Source organism: Micromonospora sp. NPDC003816, assembly GCF_042874705.1.
Classification (GTDB): Bacteria; Actinomycetota; Actinomycetes; order Mycobacteriales; family Micromonosporaceae; genus Micromonospora.
Map to the genome: position 1 here is coordinate 714763 of NZ_JBIANP010000002.1, position 18314 is coordinate 733076.

At 71.8% G+C, this 18314-nt stretch carries 16 protein-coding genes; 7 read left to right on the forward strand and 9 right to left on the reverse strand.

Going from position 1 to position 18314, the window contains the following annotated elements:
* The first annotated feature begins 19 nt into the window (after window positions 1-19).
* Window positions 20-1255, forward strand: coding sequence for a type VII secretion-associated serine protease mycosin (gene mycP / locus ACFYTT_RS09090; protein ID WP_387258321.1), 1236 nt, complete (start codon window positions 20-22; stop codon window positions 1253-1255).
* A gap of 75 nt (window positions 1256-1330) precedes the next feature.
* On the opposite strand, the gene ACFYTT_RS09095 is transcribed toward mycP, so the two are convergent.
* Both ACFYTT_RS09095 and ACFYTT_RS09100 read right to left on the reverse strand, forming a co-directional pair.
* Entirely contained in the window at window positions 1331-1624 is a 294-nt protein-coding gene (locus ACFYTT_RS09095) for a WXG100 family type VII secretion target (protein ID WP_131053499.1), read from the reverse strand.
* 68 nt (window positions 1625-1692) lie between these two features.
* The gene (locus ACFYTT_RS09100) at window positions 1693-2016 is read right to left on the reverse strand and encodes a WXG100 family type VII secretion target (RefSeq protein WP_255446614.1); all 324 of its coding nucleotides are present in this window, start codon (window positions 2014-2016) and stop codon (window positions 1693-1695) included.
* A gap of 194 nt (window positions 2017-2210) precedes the next feature.
* Between ACFYTT_RS09100 and ACFYTT_RS09105 the strand changes: the two genes are divergently transcribed.
* The 4 genes from ACFYTT_RS09105 (at window position 2211) to rarD (ending at window position 6087) form a co-directional block, all read left to right on the forward strand.
* Window positions 2211-4085 carry a type VII secretion protein EccE gene (locus ACFYTT_RS09105; protein ID WP_387258324.1) on the forward strand — a complete coding sequence of 625 codons (1875 nt, stop codon included), beginning with the start codon at window positions 2211-2213 and terminating at the stop codon, window positions 4083-4085.
* A gap of 45 nt (window positions 4086-4130) precedes the next feature.
* Window positions 4131-4517 carry a phage holin family protein gene (locus ACFYTT_RS09110; protein WP_131056987.1) on the forward strand — a complete coding sequence of 129 codons (387 nt, stop codon included), beginning with the start codon at window positions 4131-4133 and terminating at the stop codon, window positions 4515-4517.
* Window positions 4518-4657: 140 nt separating this feature from the next.
* Entirely contained in the window at window positions 4658-5155 is a 498-nt protein-coding gene (locus ACFYTT_RS09115; protein WP_176092350.1) for a GNAT family N-acetyltransferase, read from the forward strand.
* Window positions 5152-6087: an EamA family transporter RarD gene (rarD, locus tag ACFYTT_RS09120; protein ID WP_131056991.1), complete on the forward strand. Its 936-nt coding sequence runs from the start codon at window positions 5152-5154 to the stop codon at window positions 6085-6087. The genes ACFYTT_RS09115 and rarD overlap by 4 nt, the downstream gene beginning before the upstream one ends.
* Before the next feature lie 18 nt (window positions 6088-6105).
* Here rarD and ACFYTT_RS09125 read toward each other — a convergent pair whose 3' ends face one another.
* Both ACFYTT_RS09125 and ACFYTT_RS09130 read right to left on the reverse strand, forming a co-directional pair.
* Window positions 6106-6801: an anti-sigma factor gene (locus tag ACFYTT_RS09125; protein WP_131056992.1), complete on the reverse strand. Its 696-nt coding sequence runs from the start codon at window positions 6799-6801 to the stop codon at window positions 6106-6108.
* Window positions 6798-7292 (reverse strand): sigma-70 family RNA polymerase sigma factor, encoded by a 495-nt coding sequence (locus ACFYTT_RS09130; protein WP_233527450.1) that lies wholly within the window; start codon window positions 7290-7292, stop codon window positions 6798-6800. The genes ACFYTT_RS09125 and ACFYTT_RS09130 overlap by 4 nt, the downstream gene beginning before the upstream one ends.
* A gap of 242 nt (window positions 7293-7534) precedes the next feature.
* Between ACFYTT_RS09130 and ACFYTT_RS09135 the strand changes: the two genes are divergently transcribed.
* Window positions 7535-9658, forward strand: a complete 2124-nt coding sequence (locus tag ACFYTT_RS09135; protein WP_176092349.1) for a PhoX family phosphatase — start codon at window positions 7535-7537, stop codon at window positions 9656-9658.
* A gap of 124 nt (window positions 9659-9782) precedes the next feature.
* On the opposite strand, the gene ACFYTT_RS09140 is transcribed toward ACFYTT_RS09135, so the two are convergent.
* A complete protein-coding gene (locus ACFYTT_RS09140; protein WP_131056756.1) occupies window positions 9783-10565 on the reverse strand; it encodes an IclR family transcriptional regulator in 783 nt (260 codons plus the stop codon).
* Window positions 10566-10719: 154 nt separating this feature from the next.
* On the opposite strand from ACFYTT_RS09140, the gene ACFYTT_RS09145 reads away from it, so the two are divergent.
* Window positions 10720-11904: an MFS transporter gene (locus ACFYTT_RS09145; protein ID WP_387258326.1), complete on the forward strand. Its 1185-nt coding sequence runs from the start codon at window positions 10720-10722 to the stop codon at window positions 11902-11904.
* Window positions 11905-11957: 53 nt separating this feature from the next.
* Here the strand turns inward: ACFYTT_RS09145 and ACFYTT_RS09150 are convergent, their stop codons facing one another.
* From ACFYTT_RS09150 to nuoL, 4 genes are all read right to left on the reverse strand, one after another.
* Complete coding sequence (locus ACFYTT_RS09150) at window positions 11958-13025, reverse strand: polyprenyl synthetase family protein (RefSeq protein ID WP_387258667.1); 1068 nt, start codon at window positions 13023-13025, stop codon at window positions 11958-11960.
* A 106-nt stretch (window positions 13026-13131) separates the two neighbouring features.
* A complete protein-coding gene (gene nuoN, locus ACFYTT_RS09155) occupies window positions 13132-14682 on the reverse strand; it encodes an NADH-quinone oxidoreductase subunit NuoN (RefSeq protein WP_131054359.1) in 1551 nt (516 codons plus the stop codon).
* A gap of 52 nt (window positions 14683-14734) precedes the next feature.
* Window positions 14735-16267 (reverse strand): NADH-quinone oxidoreductase subunit M, encoded by a 1533-nt coding sequence (locus ACFYTT_RS09160; RefSeq protein WP_387258328.1) that lies wholly within the window; start codon window positions 16265-16267, stop codon window positions 14735-14737.
* Between the two features lie 79 nt (window positions 16268-16346).
* Entirely contained in the window at window positions 16347-18305 is a 1959-nt protein-coding gene (gene nuoL, locus ACFYTT_RS09165) for an NADH-quinone oxidoreductase subunit L (protein WP_387258330.1), read from the reverse strand.
* Window positions 18306-18314 lie beyond the last annotated feature (9 nt).

Consider the following 18314-nt stretch of genomic DNA (forward strand, 5'->3'; position numbering starts at 1 on the left):
CACGATACGGAGGCGGTCGATGTCCCGGTACGTCCCGCTCCCGATCCTGGCGGGTGTGGCTGCCGCCACCCTGCTGGCCGCGCCGGTCACCCCGGCACCCGCTGCGTCGGCACGGCCCGCGACGGCCGGGTTGCCGGCGACTCCGGATGGGCCGGACTGCGCCGCACCGCCGGCACCGGCCCGACCAGTGGCCACCGCGCCCTGGCCGCAGGAGCGGTACGCCCCGGCGCGGCTGTCGCCGCTGGCGAACGGGTCCGGGGTGACCGTCGCGGTGGTCGACTCGGGCGTGGATCGGCGCCACCCGCAGCTCGCCGACCGGGTGCTCGACGGCCTCGACCTGCTCGACCCCGGCGGTGACGGCACCCGGGACTGCGTCGGCCACGGCACCGGCGTGGCCAGCATCATCGCCGCCGCCCCGCACGACGGAGTGGCCTTCCACGGTCTGGCGCCGAACGCCCGGATCCTGCCGGTGCGGGTCAGCGAACAGCAGGTCGTGGACGGCCGGGGAGCGGGGCGTACGGTCGCGCCGGAGGAGTTCGCCACGGCGATCCGTTGGGCGGTCGACAACGACGCCGACGTGATCAACCTGTCGGTGGTGCTGTACGCCGACCGACCGACGGTCCGTGCCGCGATCGCCTACGCGGCGGCCCGGGACGTGATCGTGGTGGCCGCCGCCGGCAACCTGCACGGGGAGGGCGACCCGCGCCCCTACCCCGCCGCGTACGGGTCGGTGATCGGGGTCGGCGCGATCGGTGCCGACGGGACACGGGCCGGGTTCTCCCAGACCGGCTCCTACGTCGACCTGGTAGCGCCCGGCACCGACGTGCTGATCGCCGCGACCGGACGCGGCCACCACCGGGCCGAGGGGACCAGTTACGCCGCGCCCTTCGTGGCCGCGACCGCCGCCCTGGTGCGCCAGTACCGCCCGGAGCTGAGCGCTGCGGAGGTGGCCCGGCGGATCATCGCGACCGCCGACCCGGCTCCCGACGCGGGGTACGGCGCGGGTGTGCTCAATCCGTACCGGGCGGTCACCGAGGCGGACGGTACGACGCCCGGCGCGAGACCGGCGGGCGGGCTGGACGCGGAGCGCCCGGACCCGGCGCTGGTGGCGCAGCAGGACCGACGGACCGCCGCCCGGGAGCGGGTGGCCGTGCTCACCGTCGCCGGCCTGCTGACGGTGACCGTCATCGTGCTGGCCGCCGTCCTCGTCCCCCAGGGGGTCCGGCGGCGGTGGCGGCCCGCCGATCCGCGCTGAGTCGACCGCCCGTCCGTCGGCCACCGGTGGCTGACGCCGACCGCCGCGTTCGAGGCGGCCGGCGTCAGCCGTCCGTCACTGGAACAGACCGGCGTTGCGCTTCTCGGTGTCGAGATAGTCGGTCGCGGACTCGTCCACCGCCACCTTGATGTCACGCAGCATCGTCTGGAGGTCCTGTGAGGCGTTGCGCCACCGGGCCTGCCGCTGCTCGTACGCCTGCTGCGCCTCGCCGGACCAGCTCGCCACCAGCGGAGCGGCGTCCTGCTCCAGCTGACCGAGTTGCGATTCGAGCGTGTTCAGGGCCCGCTGGATGTCCGCGCTGGCCTGGTGCAGCGCGGCGAAGTTGACGACCAGCACACCGTTCTCCATCGGTAGTCTTCCCCCTCGGTCGTGACCCGGGACCTGGTCATCGGAACTGACCAGCCCGGTGGAACGCGTTAGAGCGGCAGCTCGATGCCGCCGCGGTTGGTGGCGGACACCCGGCCGGCCGCCTCGGTGTCCGACGCGTCGTACTTCGTGCCGGCGGTGCGGATCGCCCCTGCGGTCTCCCGAAGGGCCCGCTGCAGGTTCGCCTGATCCTGCGCCCACTGCTGTTTGACCTGCTCGAACGACCGGCCGCCCGCCCCGCGCCAGGCCTGCTGGAGAATCGCCAGCTGGGCCAGCAGTCCACTGAGCATCGACTGCAACGACTGGTCCGTCTGCTCGAACTTCGCCGCGGTCTGTTGCATCACCGCGGCCTCTGCCTGGGTCTGGGAGGACACCCCGACGTCACCTCGTCTCTCGATCGTGGCTGGCCCATGGACGACACCACCCGCGCCGCCGGAGGGCGTGCGCGACGCGGGACGGGCCAACGAGAACTCGTCGCTGACAGTAGCGACACCATCGCGTTTCTGCTACCCCCGCTAGCTCCCCTGTGGACAACGCGGCAGCAGGCGGGCTACTACGATGGGCGTCGATGACGTCGCGGGGTGTGATCGACCGACGGGCCACAGCGCCGACCACCGGCACCCTCGCCCGCCGTGCCGCCGATGCCCGGTCCGGCACCGACGACGGTCACGACAGGCCACAGTGGAGTCCGCGCGTGCGGCGGCGGGCGTACCGACCGACGGTCGGACAGATCGTCACCACACAGGTCGCGGCGGCGATGCTCGTCGCCGCACCGGGTCTGGGCGCGCTGCCGACGACGACCGCCGTCCTGCTGGCCGGCGCCCTCCTGGTCGGCGCCTGGGGTCGGGCACGGCGACGGTGGCTGCACGAGTGGCTCCGGCTCGGGACGGGCTACCTGGTCCGCCGTCGCCGGGTGCGCCACCCGACGACCCTGCTCGACCTGGTCGACCCGGACGCCGTCGTCCGTCCCGTCGAGGTGGCCGGATTCCCGGCCGCCGCCGTCGACGACCCGGACGGCCTGGTGGCCCTGCTCGACGTCGGCGACGCCGCCGATCTGCTCGGTGCGGGTGCCCGCCCGTTGCCGCCACCCGCCGCGCTGCTGCCGACCCGCGCCGCCGACGTGCCGCCGGTCCGCGTGCAACTGCTGCTGACCGTCACGGCGGCACCGGCGGTCGCGGCCGGTGGTGGACCGGTGTCCACCTCGTACCGGCAGTTGACCGGTGGGCGGCTGGCCGGCGGGGAGCGCGCCGTACTGGCCGTCCGGGTGATGCGGGTGGCGGGCTGGCCCGAGGAGGCGCTCCGGCGGGCGCTCGCCGGCACCGTACGCCGGATGGTGCGGCGGCTACGGCCACTGTCCGTGCGTCCGCTCGGCACGCAGGCGACCCTGCGGATGCTCGCCGAACTCGCGCACCACGACGGCAGCACGCCCCGGGAGACCTGGCACGGCGTCCGGTGCGGCGGGCTGCTCCAGAGCACCTTCGCGCTGCGACACTGGCCGACGGAACCGGTGGGCCGGCTGGTGTCCCGGCTGTCCGCGCTGCCGGTGACCGCCACCACGGTGTCGCTGCACGCCGACACGGAGGCACCGGGCCGGACCGAGCTGACCGTACGCCTGAGCACGGCGACGCCGGCCGAACTCTCCGCCGCCTGCCGCGCACTGGAGCAGGTCGTGGCGACCGCCGGTGGGGTACTCCTCCGCAACGACGGCGCCCACCTGCACGGTTTCGTCAACACGCTCCCGCTCGCGCGGCCGGGTCGACCGGTCACGCGTCGCCGCACCCCGTCCACACCGCCCGGCGCGGACGGCCCGGAGGCGACGCTGCCGTACGGCTCGGCGGGGTTGATGCTGGGCACCAACCGGCACGGCGCACCCGTCACCGTCCGGCTGTTCCGGCCGGAGAGCACCCGGGTGATGCTCGTCGGCGGGCTGCCCACCGCCCAACTGCTCGCCGTGCGGGCGATGGCGCTCGGTGCCCGGGTGGTGGTCCAGACGACCCGGCCACACGCCTGGGAACCCTTCGCGCGCGGTGTCGGCGTACCCGGCCGGACGATCGCGCTGCTGCCCCCGGACCGTCCGGCGGAGGGTCCCGCCGCGACCCCGCTCGCCCCGGTGCTCGTGGTGCGGGACGCGCCGCCACCGCCGCCGGGCCCGCGTCCGGGTGCCGCCTGGCAGGCCACCCTGCTGGTACGCGAGGAGCTGACCCCGGCCGACGCGGACGGACTGGCCCGCGCCGACCTGGTGGTGCTGTCGCCGTTGAGTCGGGCCGAGTCGGCGGTCGCGGGCGGCGCGCTGGGCCTCGGCGACGCCGCGCGGTGGTTGGCGCGCAGCCGGCCCGACATGGTGGCGGTGGTCAACCGGCGGGCCCTGCGCTGGGCGTTGCTGGCCATCACGCCGATCGAGGCGCAACTCATCGGAGCGCCCCTCCGACACGGCCGGAGTTGATCTCGCGGGTTTCGCCGGTACGCCGGCCATGACACCATGCCGGCCATGGATTTTCTGAAAGGTCTCCTGATCCGGGTCGGCGCCACGGCGGTGGCCTTCTGGCTGGCCACTGTGATCATCCCCGGCATCTCCCTGAACACCGAGTCGCTCGGTGAGACGGTGTTGACGCTGGTCCTCGTCGCGGTCATCTTCGGCGTGGTGAACGGGGTGCTCCAGCCGATCATCAAGACCGTCGGGTGCGGCTTCTACCTGCTCACCCTCGGCCTGATCGCACTGGTGGTCAACGGTCTGCTGTTCCTGCTCACCGGCTGGATCGCCGACCAGGTGGGGCTGCCCTTCGACGTGGACGGCTTCTGGCCCGCCGCCGTGCTGGGTGCGCTCTTCGTCGGCATCGTCACCTGGATCCTCGGCGCCATCCTCGACCGCGACTGACCGCGACCGGGCGGCTCGACCTCGTCGGGCACCCGACCGACCGCTCGTCGGGCGGTCACCGTCGCCACCGACGGTGACCGCCTGACGAACGAAGGGTAAGTGGGCCGCGCCGCAGCGCCGGGCCAACTAGGGTCCCGGGAGTGTTCACCCGGACCCGTCCCGACGGCTACACGCTCAGCACCTCGCCCGATCTCCTCGACCTGGACCTGGTGCACACCTGGCTCTCCACCGACGCGTACTGGGCGCTCGGGCGGGACCGCGCGACGGTGGCTGCGGCCTTCGCCGGCTCGCTCGGGTTCGGCGTGTACCGCCCGCCGGACGGCCGACAGGTCGCCGTCGCCCGGGTGATCACGGACCGGGCCACCTTCGCCTATCTCTGCGACGTCTACGTGGACCGGGCCGAACGCGGGCACGGGTTGGGCACCTGGCTGGCCGGCGGCGTCCGCGACCACCTCGGCGAGCTTGGCGTACGCCGGATCCTGCTGGCGACCAACGACGCGCACGGGGTGTACGCCAAGCTCGGCTTCACCGGGGTACGCGCCGACCGGTGGATGGAGTTCGACCGCCGTGAGTCGACCGTGACGCCGCTCACCAGCAAGGATCAACAGAGCGATCCGCCCCTTACGGTGAACCCGTGACACCGCTCCGCCTCGGATACCTCTACGGCCTGGTCGCGTACCTGCTGTGGGGGTTCTTCCCGCTGTACTTCAAGCTGCTGCGCCCGACCGGCCCGCTGGAGATCCTGGCCCACCGGGTCATCTGGTCGGTGGTGTTCGTCGCCCTGCTGCTCGCCGTGATGCGCAACATCGGGTTCCTGCGTGCCCTGCTGCGTCGGCCGCGCGCCCTGGCCGGGGTCGGTGCCGCCGCCGCCCTGATCGCGGTGAACTGGTTCACCTACATCTACGGCGTGAACTCCGACCGGGTGGTGGAGACCGCCCTCGGGTACTTCATCAACCCGCTGGTGGTGGTGCTGCTCGGCGTCCTGGTGCTGCGGGAACGGCTGCGCCCGGCGCAGTGGGCCGCGCTCGGCGTCGGTGCGCTGGCGGTGGCCGTCCTCACCGTCGACTACGGCCGGTTGCCGTACCTCGCGCTGACGCTGGCCTTCACGTTCGGCGGGTACAGCCTGGTGAAGAAGCGGCTGGGGCTGCCCCCGGCAGAGGGCCTCTTCGTCGAGTCCGCCGTGCTGGCCGTGCCGGCGCTGGTGTTCCTCGGCTGGCTCGCGACCACCGGTGACGCCACGTTCGGCCGGGTCTCGGTCGGGCACGCGCTGCTGCTGGTGCTGGCCGGCGCGTTGACCGCCATCCCGCTGCTGCTCTTCGCGGGCGCCGCGAACCGGTTGCCGCTGACCGCACTGGGCATGCTCCAGTACGTCGCGCCGATCATCCAACTGGCCTGCGGTGTGCTGATCTTCCACGAGCCGATGCCGCCGGCCCGTCTGGTCGGCTTCGGACTGGTCTGGCTCGCGCTGATCGTCTTCACCGCCGACGCGCTCCGCAACGCCCGGCGCAACCGTCGCTCGCGCCCGGACAGCGAGGTCGGCGCAGCGGCAGCGGTACCCGCCCCGCGCTGACCGGCGTGACCTCCTGCCTCAGCGGACGTCGTAGGCCAGGACGGGGGTGCCGTCGGCGCGGATCAGCTCCAGCCGGACCAGTTCGGCGTTGGTGAACCGGGTCGCACCGGTGATCCGCAGGTCGTCGCCGGGCGCGGCACGCCACGAGCCGATCTGTTCCTGCGCACCGTCCGGGCCGTACGCCACCAGCCGGAAGGCATGTGCCTTGCCGTAGCCGGTGTGCTCGTCGTACCCGCAGTGCATGGTCACCTCGGTACCCCAGTCGGTGTGCCGCAGGCCGATCTCGGCGTGCACCGGCGCCGAGCCGGTCACCGGCTCCATCGCGACCAGACGCACCTGCGCCAGCGGTGGCCGGCCCGGCTGCTCGCTCGGCAGCATCGTCGCCACGCCGAAGCCGACCAGCAGGGCGAACGCCGCCGCCGCGAGGCCGGTGACCGCGTACCGCAGCCGGTTGGCCTGCCGCTCCCGACGCCGGCGGTCCCGCGCGGCGTTGAGTAGCTCGGGCACCCGGGGGTTCTCCGGCGGCGGCAGGAACTGCTCCAGGCTCGACGGGTCCAGCCGACCGAGCAGGCCGGGGAGCACTGCGATCTCGGAAACCGACTGTTGGCAGTCGGGGCAGCCGACGAGGTGACGTTCGTACGCGGCCCGGTCGGCGGGTGAGAGGGCACCCAGCACGTACGCGCCGTCGTCGAAGGCGTAGTCGCAACGGCTCATCCGGTCACCCCCATCTCCGCCAGCACCAACCGTAGTGAGCGCAGCGCGTAGTGGGTGCGGGACTTCACGGTGCCCGGTGGCACGCCGAGCCGGGAGGCGGCCTCGGACACCGAGCGGCCCTGGTAGAAACACTCGACGAGGACGTCCCGGTGGGACGGGCTGAGCCGGTTGAGCGCCTCCGCCACGGTCCACGCCTCCACGGCGCGTTCCGTCTCGTCGACGACCTCGCTGGGTTCGGGCAGTTCGTCGGTGTAGACCTCGCCGACCCGGGTCGACCGTCGCCGCCAGGCGTCGATGGCGAGGTTGCGCGCGGTGGTGAACAGCCAGGCGCGGACCGAGCCGCGCCGGGGGTCCAGTGACTCCGGGTGCCGCCAGGCCCGCAGGAGCGTCTCCTGCACCAGGTCCTCGGCGCGCTGCCGGTCGCCGTTGACCAGCCGCAACGCGTGCGCGTACAGCGCCTCGGCATGCTCGTCGTGCAGGGCGCGCAGCAGGTGGGCGTCGTGGTCGCTGATGGTCCTCTCCTCGCTCTCGACCGAGCGGGCGCGGCGTTACGACCAGGGATACGTGCGGTCACGCTGATCGGTTCACCACCTGCGCGACCTGGGATTCCCGACGGGGAGTTCATCGCTGGTTCATATCGACGCCGACCACCGCTCACCACGCCCTCCTAGCGTCCGGCGGGTACCCGTCGGTGAGCGGCACCGGCGTGCGTGACCCTCAGGAGGCTCCTCCCATGAGCGACCGTCCCCGGCTGCTCCCGCTGCTGGGCACTCCCCGCCACGGCAGCCGCGACGCCATGACCTGTCTCTACCGCTGCGGCAACGCCTGCGACCACCCGGTGCCCAACACCTCCGACAACGCCTACTTCGGCGACCTGGTCGACGCCGAGGTCTCCCGCCGTGGACTGGTCCGCGCCGGGGCCGTCGGCGCGCTGGTGCTCGGCTTCGGCGGCGGCGCCGGTGCGCTGGCCGGTGGTGGCACCGCCGCCGCGACGCCGGGTTCCCCGGTGGTACCCGAGGCCACCACCTTCAGCGCTGGCGGCCGGGGTGTCGGCAGCGGGGAGCTGAGCTTCTCGCCGATCCCGCCGAACACGCTGGACACCTTCGTGGTGCCGAACGGCTACGACCACGCCGTCGTCATCCGCTGGGGCGACCCGGTGCTGCCCGGCGCGCCCGCCTTCGACCTGCGTCGGCAGACCGCCGCCGCACAGGCCCGCCAGTTCGGGTACAACAACGACTACGTCGGTGTGCTGCCGCTGGACAAGGGCGGTCGGCGGGCACTGCTCGTGGTCAACCACGAGTACACCAACGAGGACCTGATGTTCCCCGGCTTCACCAGCCTCGACGCGCTCACCGTCGAGCAGGTGAAGGTGTCGATGGCGGCACACGGCATGTCGGTGGTGGAGATCGAGCGGGTCGCCGGCACCGGCCAGTGGCGCGCGGTCACCTCGGGCCGCCGCCCGTACAACCGGCGCGTCGACGCGTTGAGCAGCACCTTCGAGCTGACCGGTCCGGCCGCCGGCTCCGCGTTCGTGAAGACCGCCGCCGACCCCAGGGGGCGTACGGTCGTCGGCACGCTGAACAACTGCGCGGGCGGGGTGACCCCGTGGGGCACGGTGCTCTCCGGTGAGGAGAACTTCAACCAGTACTTCGTCGGCGGTGATGCCGCCCCGGCAGCGGACAAGCCCCGGCTGGCCCGGTACGGCATCAACACCACCACCCGCCACCCCAGCGGCAACCGCAAGTGGGACCGTGCCGCCGACCGCTTCGACCTGGCCAGACACCCGAACGAGGCGAACCGGCACGGCTGGATCGTGGAGATCGACCCGTACGACCCGACCAGTCGCCCCCGCAAGCACACCGCGCTGGGGCGCTTCAAGCACGAGGGCGCGAACGTCATCGTGGCCCGCAACGGACGCGTGGTCGCGTACATGGGCGACGACGAGCGCTTCGACTACCTGTACAAGTTCGTCTCGGACCGTACGTTCATGAAGGGCAACTCCTGGGTCGCCCGCAAGCACAACCTGACGCTGCTGGAGTCCGGCACGCTCTACGTCGCCCGGCTCGACCAGACCAGCGCCGACGAGATCGACGGATCCGGACGGCTGCCCTCGGACGGCGCGTTCGACGGCAAGGGCCGCTGGATCAAGCTGGTCAGCGGCAACCGCTCCTTCGTGGACGGGATGACCGCCGCCGAGGTGCTCACCTTCACCCGCTTCGCCGGTGACAAGGTCGGCGCGACCAAGATGGACCGGCCCGAGGACGTCGAGCCGAGCCTGCTCACCGGCAAGGTCTACGTGGCGTTGACCAACAACACCAACCGGGGTGTCGGCAGCAACCCCGGGCCGGACGAGGCCAACCCGCGCAGCACCAACCGGCACGGCCAGATCCTGGAACTGGTCGAGCACCGGGGCGACAACACCGCCGAGACGTTCACCTGGTCACTGCCGATCGTCTGCGGTGACCCGGCGGACCCGTCGACCTACTTCTCCGGGTACGACAAGACGAAGGTGTCGCCGATCTCCTGCCCGGACAACGTGGCCTTCGACGCCACCGGCAACCTCTGGATCTCCACCGACGGCAACGCTCTGGGCAGCAACGACGGCCTCTTCGCCACACCGACCGAAGGGCCGGAGCGGGGCCACCTCAAGCAGTTCCTCACTGTGCCGCGCGGTGCGGAGACCTGCGGGCCGTTCATCACCGGCGACAACCGCTCGCTCTTCGTCGCCGTGCAGCACCCCGGCGAGGTCACCGGTGCCTCGGTCGACAACCCGGCCTCCACCTGGCCGGACGGCGACTACGCCAAACCGGGCGTGGTGGTGACCTGGCGGCTGGACGGCGGGCCGGTCGGTAGCTGACCCCGCCCCGGCTCCGCGCCGGCCGCTTCCCGACGGCCCTCTTCCCACCAGGAAGGGGGCCGTCTCGCCGGGTCGGCTCCGGCAGCCCACCCCGTTCCGGTCCGGGCGGACCGGTCGGCGCCGGTCAGGTCTCGGTGGCGAGGCACTCGGCGATCGCGCGGGCGGTGGTGATCAGCTTCGTCCGGACCACCCGGGCGGAGGTCATCATCTCGCTGGCCGGCAGCGCACACGCCAGCACCGTACGCCGTTCCATGTCCTTGTCCGGGGTGACCAGGACGGCCGCGCAGGCCACCCCCTGCCGGAACTGACCCAGTTCGAGCTGCATCCCGCGCCGCTCGCCCGCCGCCAGGTCGGCCTCGAACGCCTCCGGGGTGGTCAGGGTGGCGCTGGTGAACGGCCGCATGCCGTACTCCCGCAGGTAGCGGTGCCGCTGCTCGGCGGTGAGCGTGGCGAGCAGGGCCTTGCCGAGCGCGGTCGCGTGCGCGCCCTCGTCGAACCCGGGCACGAGGTCCTCCAGGTACGGCGAGCGGTTCCCCTCCGCGACGGCGGTGACGGCGACCTGACCGCCCACGAAGCGGCCGAGGTAGTGGCTCCATCCGGTCTCGATGGCCGCGCGCCGCAGGTTCTCCCCCACCGCGGGCGAGCCCCGGAACGCGGCGACCAGTTCGCGGTAGCGGTCGGCCACCTCCAGCCCCACGATGTACGTGCCGTCCTCGCGGCGGATCACGTAACCCTCGTACGCGAGTGTGCGGACCAGGTGGTAGGTCGTGGCAACGGTCAGCTCGCACCGCCGGGCGATCTGTTTCACCGTCAGCCCGCGCGGGGCACGACCGACCGACTCGAGCACTCGAAGTGCGCGGGAGACACTTCGGATCAGGTCCGAAGGTTCCGCCAGGGGGTCACGCACAACCACCTCCGCCACCGGGGACTTACACCATATGAAAAAGGAGCCCCGCGCGAAACGCCTGATCGGGTGGAGGATCACCGTTCGTCGGATACCCGATGTGACGCTGACCGCACTTTCCGTTGCCGGAATGCGGCAGGCGTAGGTTGGCCCCACCATGACCCACACCGCCCCGTCCCGTGCTGCGGAGACGACCACCCGGCCCGTCCGGGCCGCCTCCACCGCCGTGGCCGTCACCATCGCCTGCGTCCTACCCGTCTTCCTGGTCGGCGGGCTCGCCGTGCAGATGCGCGAGGAGTTGGGCTTCAACCCGGCCGGTCTGGGCATCGCCGTGGCGATCTACTTCGGCGTCGGTGCGCTCGCCTCGGTCCCCTCCGGTGCGCTGGTGGAACGCTGGGGCGGTGGCGTCGTCGCCCGCACGGGCATCCTGATCTCCGCCGGCTCGCTGCTCGCCGTGGCCGTGCTGGCCCGCTCGTACCCGATGCTGCTCGTCCTGCTCGCCGTGGCCGGCACCGCGAACGCGCTGGGCCAACTCTCCAGCAACCTGCTGCTGGCCCGGCACGTACCGGCGCGACGACAGGGCCTGTCGTTCGGCGTCAAACAGGCGGCCATCCCGGTCTCCACCCTGCTGGCCGGCGCGGCCGTACCCACACTCGCGCTCACCGTCGGCTGGCGGTGGGCGTTCGTGGCCGCCGCCGGTGCCGCATTGGCCACGCTGCCGCTCGTCCCGTCACACGGACCGCAACCCGTCCATCGGTCGAACCGCCCCGCCGGGAACGCGACCGTGGGTCTGGTCGTGGTCGGCGTGGCCGCGACGCTCGCGGCAAGCGCGGCGGGCGCGCTGGGCACCTTCCTGGTCGACGCCTCCGTGGACCGGGGTCACGGACCCGCCCTCGCCGGACTCGTGCTGACCCTCGGCAGCGCGGTCTGCGTCGTCGCGCGGATCGGGATCGGTTGGCTCGCCGACCGCCGCGACGGCGGGCACGTCACCGTGATCGCCGGCCTGCTGGCGGTCGGGGCGGCGGGGCTCGGCCTGCTCGCGGTGGCCGGCTCCGGGGCGCTCGTCGCCGGTGTCCTGCTCGGTTTCGGCCTGGGCTGGTCCTGGCCCGGACTGATGAACTTCGCCGTGGTCCGGCTGCACCCGCAGGCACCGGCCGCCGCCACCTCCATCACCCAGACCGGGGTATACGCGGGCGGCTGCCTCGGCCCGCTGGCCCTCGGGTCGCTCGCCACCGCCGCCGGTTACCCGGTGATGTGGCTCACCGCAGCCGCCGCCATGCTCACCGCGGCCGCGCTCATGCTCACCGCCACCCGGCTGCTGTCCCGGCCCGCGTCAGCCTGACCGCACACCCGGTCGAGGGCGTCGGTCCTCGGCGGGACACTGCGAAGAGGTGATCAGCCGGTGCGGTCGGCGATGTGGTCGCAGAGCGATTCGAGGGCGCGACGCGCCGGCACGTCCGGCAGCGGCGCGAGCCGGGCCCGCGCGTCCTCGGCGTAGCTGCGGACCGTCTCCCGGGCCCGCTTGAGCGCGGGGCTCTCCCGCAGCAGGCCGAGCGCCTCGGCGTGCAGGGCGTCGTCGGTCAGCGGGCCGGTGGCCAGGATCTCCCGCAGCCGCACCGAGGCGGCGTCCGCGTCGTCGGAGGCGAGGGCGTAGAGCACCGGCAGCGTCGGCACACCCTCCCGCAGGTCGGTGCCGGGCGTCTTGCCGGACTCCTCCGACTCGCTGGCGATGTCCAGCAGGTCGTCGGAGAGCTGGAAGGCGACACCGATGGTCTCGCCGTACCCGGCCAGCGCCGACACGTGCTCCGGGGTGGTGCCGCTGAACAGCGCGCCGAAGTGGGCACTGGTGGCGATCAGCGAACCGGTCTTCTCGGCGATCACGTCCAGGTAGTGCCGCACCGGGTCGGCGTCCGCCCGGGGGCCGACCGTCTCGGCGATCTGGCCGTGGACCAGGCGGGCGAAGGTGCGCGCCTGGAGGCGTACCGCCTCGGGGCCCAGATCGGCGGCGACGTCCGCGGCCCGCGCGAAGAGGTAGTCACCCACCAGGATGGCGACCGAGTTGGTCCAACGGGAGTTGGCGCTCGGCGCTCCCCGACGCACCGCGGCCTCGTCCATCACGTCGTCGTGGTAGAGCGTCGCCAGGTGGGTCAACTCCACCACCACGGCGGCCGAGACGACCTCCGGCCGAGCCGGGTCGCCGAACTGTGCGCCCAGGGCCACCAGAAGCGGCCGGAAGCGCTTCCCGCCCGCCTCCACCAGGTGTCGGGCGGCCTCGGTCACGAACGGGTCGGCGCTGGCCACGCTGGCCCGCAGCTCCACCTCGATGGCGTCGAGCAGCCCCAGCACGGATGCCTCGGTGTGCGGGTCGGCGAGATGCAGACCGAGCGGGCCGAACTGGCCCGCGTGCCGGCTGCGGCGGCCACCGGAGCCGGTGCCACCTGAACGCTCGCCACCCCTAATCACCACTCCTCCACCATGCCACACGGGCTCTACCTGCAGCGGACCGGGGAGGCGCGGCGAGGGCCGGTCCACAAGAGTGGACCGGCCCCCGAAACGGAAGGTGACGCCGCTACCGGATGAAGTCCGCAGCGCCGGTGGCCAGGTCGAGCAGCGGCGCCGGAGCGACGCCGAGAACCAGGGTCGCGAGTACGCCGATCACCAGCGCCGCCGAGGTCATCGCGCCCGGCACCGTGACGGTCGGGGTCGAGTCGCCCGGCTCGGAGAGCCACATCATCACCACGACCCGCAGGTACGGGAAGGCCAGCACCATGCTGGTCAGCACACCGGCGATCACCAGCCACACCTGACCGCCGTCGAGAGCCGGAGCGAAGACGGCGAACTTGCTGGTGAAGCCGCTGGTCAGCGGGATACCCGCGAAGGCCAGCAGGATGAAGGTGAACACCGACGCGTACCCCGGCGAGCGGCGGCCCAGCCCGGCCCAGCGGGACAGGTGGGTGGCCTCCCCGTCGGCGTCCCGGACCAGGGTCACCACGGCGAACGCGGCCAGCACGGTGAAGCCGTACGCGACCAGGTAGAACATCGTGCCGGAGAGCCCGTCACGTCCTGGGGAGAGCACGCCGACCAGCAGATAGCCGGCGTTGGCGATGGAGGAGTACGCCAGCAGCCGCTTGATGTCGGTCTGGGTGACCGCGAGCACGGCGCCGACCAGCATGGTGAGCACCGCCACCGTGCCGAGCACCGGCGTGAAGTCCCACCGTGCGCCCTCGAACGCGACGTGGAACACCCGCAGCAGGGCGCCGAACGCGGCGACCTTCGTGCAGGCCGCCATGAAGCCGGTCACCGGAGTGGGCGCCCCCTGGTAGACGTCGGGCGTCCAGACGTGGAACGGCGCGGCGGCGGCCTTGAACAGCAGGCCGATGGCGACCAGGGCCATACCGGCGAAGAGCAGCACCGGGCTGGCCGTCGAGTTGGCCACGGCGGCGTTGAGGGTGGCGAAGTCCACGCCCGCCTGACGGTCGCCCAGACCGGCGCTGAAGCCGTAGAGCAGCGCCAGACCGAACAGGAAGAACGCCGAGGCGTACGCGCCGAGCAGGAAGTACTTCATCGCCGCTTCCTGGCTCAGGATCCGCCGACGACGAGCCAGCGCGCAGAGCAGGTAGAGCGGCAGCGAGAAGACCTCGAGCGCGATGAACATGGTCAGCAGGTCGTTCGCCGCCACGAAGATCAGCATGCCGCCGATGGCGAACGTGGTCAGCGGGTAGACCTCACCGGCACCACCGGCCTTGGCCGCCTGCCGCCGGTCGTCCGGCGAGTCGGCGGTGATCGCGGCCTGGGCCACGAACGCCCCGCCCCGCTCCACCGCCCGGTCGCCCATCAGCAGCAGCGCCACACCGGCCAGGGCCAGGATCGCGCCCTGGAGGAACAGCGTGGGGCCGTCGATCGCGATCACCCCGATGGTGATCACCCGCTTGTCGGAGTTGAACACCACCATGGTCAGCGCGGCGAGCACCGCCACCAGGGCCAGCGGAAGCTGCACGGGGTGCCGCAGCCGACGCGGCACGAAGGCCTCGACCAACACCCCCAGCACCGCCGCGCCCAGCATGATCAGGATCGGCGCGAGTGCCGCGTAGTCGATCGGCGGCAGTACGAACTCGTTCACCGAGTCAACCTTTCGTTCGCGACTGCGGGGCTCGCGAGCTCACTCCTCGCGCTCACCGGCTGGCCTCCTGGACGTTGCCTGCCGTCGGGGCCGGGTCGGTCCGGCCGACGTCCTCCATGGTCGCCTGAACCGCAGGGTTGATCACGTCGGTGACCGGCTTCGGGTAGAAGCCGAGCAGCACGATCAGCGCGATCAGCGGGGCGACCACGACCTTCTCGCGCAGATTGAGGTCGCGCTTCATCGCGTCGATCTGGGTCAGCGCCGGATTGAGCGTGCCCTGCGTGGTCCGCTGCACCATCCACAGCACGTACGCCGCCGCCAGGATGATGCCCAGCGTGGCGATCACCGCGACCGGCTTGTTCACCGTGAAGGTGCCGATCAGCACCAGGAACTCGGAGACGAACGGCGCGGTGCCGGGCAGCGCCAGCGAGGCGAGACCGGCGAAGAACAGCACCCCGGCCAGCACCGGCACCAGCTTGCCGGCACCACCGAAGTCGCTGATGAGCGCCGAACCCCGGCGCGCGACCAGCATGCCGACCACCAGGAAGAGCAGGCCGGTGGCGAGGCCGTGGTTCACCATGTAGAGCACCGCACCGGTACCGGCCTGGGTGGTGAAGGCGAACAGACCCACGCCGATGAAGCCGAAGTGCGCGATCGACGTGTACGACACCAGTCGCTTGAGGTCATTCTGCCCCACCGCCAGCAGAGCGGCGTAGATGATGCCGATCACCGCGAGGCCCAGCGCCCACGGCGCGAACCACTGGGCGGCGTCCGGGAACAGCGGCAGGCAGTACCGGATGATGCCGAAGGTGCCGACCTTGTCCAGCACGCCGACCAGCAGCGCGGCGGCACCGGCCGGGGCCGCGCCACCGGCGTCCGGCAGCCAGGTGTGGAACGGGAAGAACGGCGCCTTGATCGCGAACGCGACGAAGAACCCGAGGAACAGCCAGCGTTCCGCACCGGTGGAGATGTCCACCTGCGACAGCGCCACCCAGTCGAAGGTCTTGGCGCCGACCACCCAGAGGCCGATCACGGCGGCCAGCATGAACAGACCGCCGACCAGGGAGTAGAGGAAGAACTTGACCGCCGCGTACTGCCTCTGGTGGCCGCCGTAGCTGCCGATCAGGAAGTACATCGGCACCAGCATGACCTCGAAGAACACATAGAACAGGAAGACGTCGGCGGCGGCGAAGACACCGAGCATCGTGCATTCGAGGACGAGCAGCAGCGCGAAGTAGACCGGCACCGAGCGCTTCGAGGACTCGGCGTCGTGCCAGGAGGCCAGGATCACCAGCGGCACCAGCACCGCGATCAGCATCAGCATGACCAGCGCGATGCCGTCGGCGGCGAACGTGAAGTTCACGCCCCAGTTCGGGATCCACGGGTACGACTCACGGAACTGGAACCGGTCGCCGTCGACCTGCCAGGTCACCCACATGACCACGGACAGCGCCAGCACCAGCAGCGACCAGCCGAGAGCGACCTGCTTGGCCAGCGTCGGCCGGCTGCGCGGCAGGAGGGCGACCACCACTGCGCCGACCAGCGGCGCCACGGTGAGCACCGAGAGGAACGGGAAGTCGGACATTATGCGGCCTTACCTCCGTCGTCGATGCGCGGTCCGCCGGCGACGGCCGCCTGCGAGACCGTCGGCCTCTTGAGGTCGATCACGCGAACCACCCCGCCTGCACGGCGAGGAACGCGCCCACGATCAGCAGCGCCCCGGCGAGGATCGAGGTGGCGTACGACCGGACGAAGCCGGTCTGCAGCCGCCGCAGTCGACCCGAGCCACCGCCGACACCGGCTGCCAGCCCGTTGACCAGCCCGTCGATGCCCCGGTTGTCCAGGTAGACGAGCGCCCGGGTGAGGAAGATGCCGGGCTTCTCGAAGACCGCCTCGTTCACCGCGTCGGTGTAGAGGTTCTTGCGGGCGGCGGTGACCAGCACCCCGGCCGGCTGCGGCTCGTTGGCCGTGCCGTTGCGGAACAGGAACCAGGCCAGCGCGGCACCGAGCACGGTGACGCCCAGCGACAGCACCACGATCGCCCAGTGCGGCAGCACCGCGTCGTGGTGCGCCTCGGCCGCGCCGAGACCGGCGGTGGCGGTCAGCCAGTCCGGTACGGAGGTGGCCAGCAGCCAACCCGCGCCGATCGAGCCGATGCCGAGCAGGATCAGCGGGATGGTCATCAGCGGCGGGGACTCGTGCGGGTGCTCGATGTCCGTGGTCCAGCGCTTGGGCCCGTGGAAGGTCAGCACGAACAGCCGCGTCATGTAGAACGCGGTCAGCGCGGCACCGAGCACCGCGGCCCCGCCGAACAGCCAGGCCGTCCAGCCGTCCCGCTCGAAGGCGGCGGCGATGATCGGCTCCTTCGAGAAGTAGCCGGAGAACGGGATCATGCCGATGATGGCCAGCCAGCCCGCGCCGAAGGTGAGCCAGGTGATCTTCATGTACTTCGACAGGCCGCCGAAGCGGCGGATGTCCACCTGGTCCTTCATGCCGTGCATGACCGAGCCGGCACCGAGGAACATGTTGGCCTTGAAGAAGCCGTGCGCCAGCAGGTGCACGATGGCCAGCGCGTACGCGGCGCCGCCCAGGCCGACACCGAGGAACATGTAGCCGATCTGGCTCACCGTCGACCAGGCCAGCACCCGCTTGATGTCGTCCTTGGCGCAGCCGATGATCGCGCCGATCAGCAGCGTCAGCGCACCGACGCTGACCACCACCAACTGCAGCGTCGCGTTGGCCGAGAAGATGATGTTGGACCGGGCGATCAGGTAGACACCGGCGGTGACCATCGTCGCGGCGTGGATGAGCGCCGACACCGGGGTCGGACCCTCCATGGCGTCCGGCAACCACGCCTGGAGCGGGAACTGACCGGACTTGCCGGCCGCGCCGAGCAGCAGGAGGATGCCGAGCACCAGCACGGTGCTGCCGGCCAGTGCGCCGACCCCGTTGAACACCTCGTCGTACTGGGTGGTGCCCAGGGTGGCGAACATGATGAAGATGGCGATGGCCAGACCGGCGTCGCCGACCCGGTTCATCAGGAACGCCTTCTTGCCGGCGGTGGCCGCGGCCGGCTTGGTGTTCCAGAAGGAGATCAGCAGGTACGACGCCAGACCGACGCCCTCCCAGCCGAAGTAGAGCATCACGTAGTTGTTGCCGAGGACCAGCAGCAGCATGGCCGCGACGAACAGGTTGAAGTAGGCGAAGAACCGCCGACGACCCGGGTCGTGCGCCATGTACTCGACCGCGTACAGGTGGATCAGGAAGCCCACGCCGGTGATCAGCAGGACGAAGACCCCGGCCAGCGGATCGAAGAGCAGTCCGAAGTCGACGTTGAGGTTGCCGACCGCGATGAAGTCCCAGAGGCTGAGTTCGACGGACTTGTTCTCCAACCCGCGCAGGTTGAAGAAGTAGGTCAGGCCGAGCAGGAAGGCGGCACCGACGGCGGCCACGCCGAGCCAGTGCCCCCACCGGTCGGCGCGCCGGCCGAGCAGCAGCAGGACCATCGCGCTGACCAGCGGGATCGCCACCAGCAGCCAGACGCTGCTCAGCAGCCCGTCGGCCGTCGCGTACGAGACGGTCTCGGCCGGAGCAGCCTGGGCGTACGTCACAATTTCGTCCACCGGTGGGCC

Coding starts and splice junctions, on each gene's coding strand:
- ACFYTT_RS09105 (WP_387258324.1), top strand. CDS start 2,211: ATGACGTCGCGGGGTGTGATCGACCGACGGGCCACAGCGCCGACCACC.
- ACFYTT_RS09145 (WP_387258326.1), top strand. CDS start 10,720: ATGACCCACACCGCCCCGTCCCGTGCTGCGGAGACGACCACCCGGCCC.
- ACFYTT_RS09135 (WP_176092349.1), top strand. CDS start 7,535: ATGAGCGACCGTCCCCGGCTGCTCCCGCTGCTGGGCACTCCCCGCCAC.
- ACFYTT_RS09125 (WP_131056992.1), bottom strand. CDS start 6,801: ATGAGCCGTTGCGACTACGCCTTCGACGACGGCGCGTACGTGCTGGGT.
- mycP (WP_387258321.1), top strand. CDS start 20: ATGTCCCGGTACGTCCCGCTCCCGATCCTGGCGGGTGTGGCTGCCGCC.
- ACFYTT_RS09160 (WP_387258328.1), bottom strand. CDS start 16,267: ATGTCCGACTTCCCGTTCCTCTCGGTGCTCACCGTGGCGCCGCTGGTC.
- ACFYTT_RS09095 (WP_131053499.1), bottom strand. CDS start 1,624: ATGGAGAACGGTGTGCTGGTCGTCAACTTCGCCGCGCTGCACCAGGCC.
- ACFYTT_RS09110 (WP_131056987.1), top strand. CDS start 4,131: ATGGATTTTCTGAAAGGTCTCCTGATCCGGGTCGGCGCCACGGCGGTG.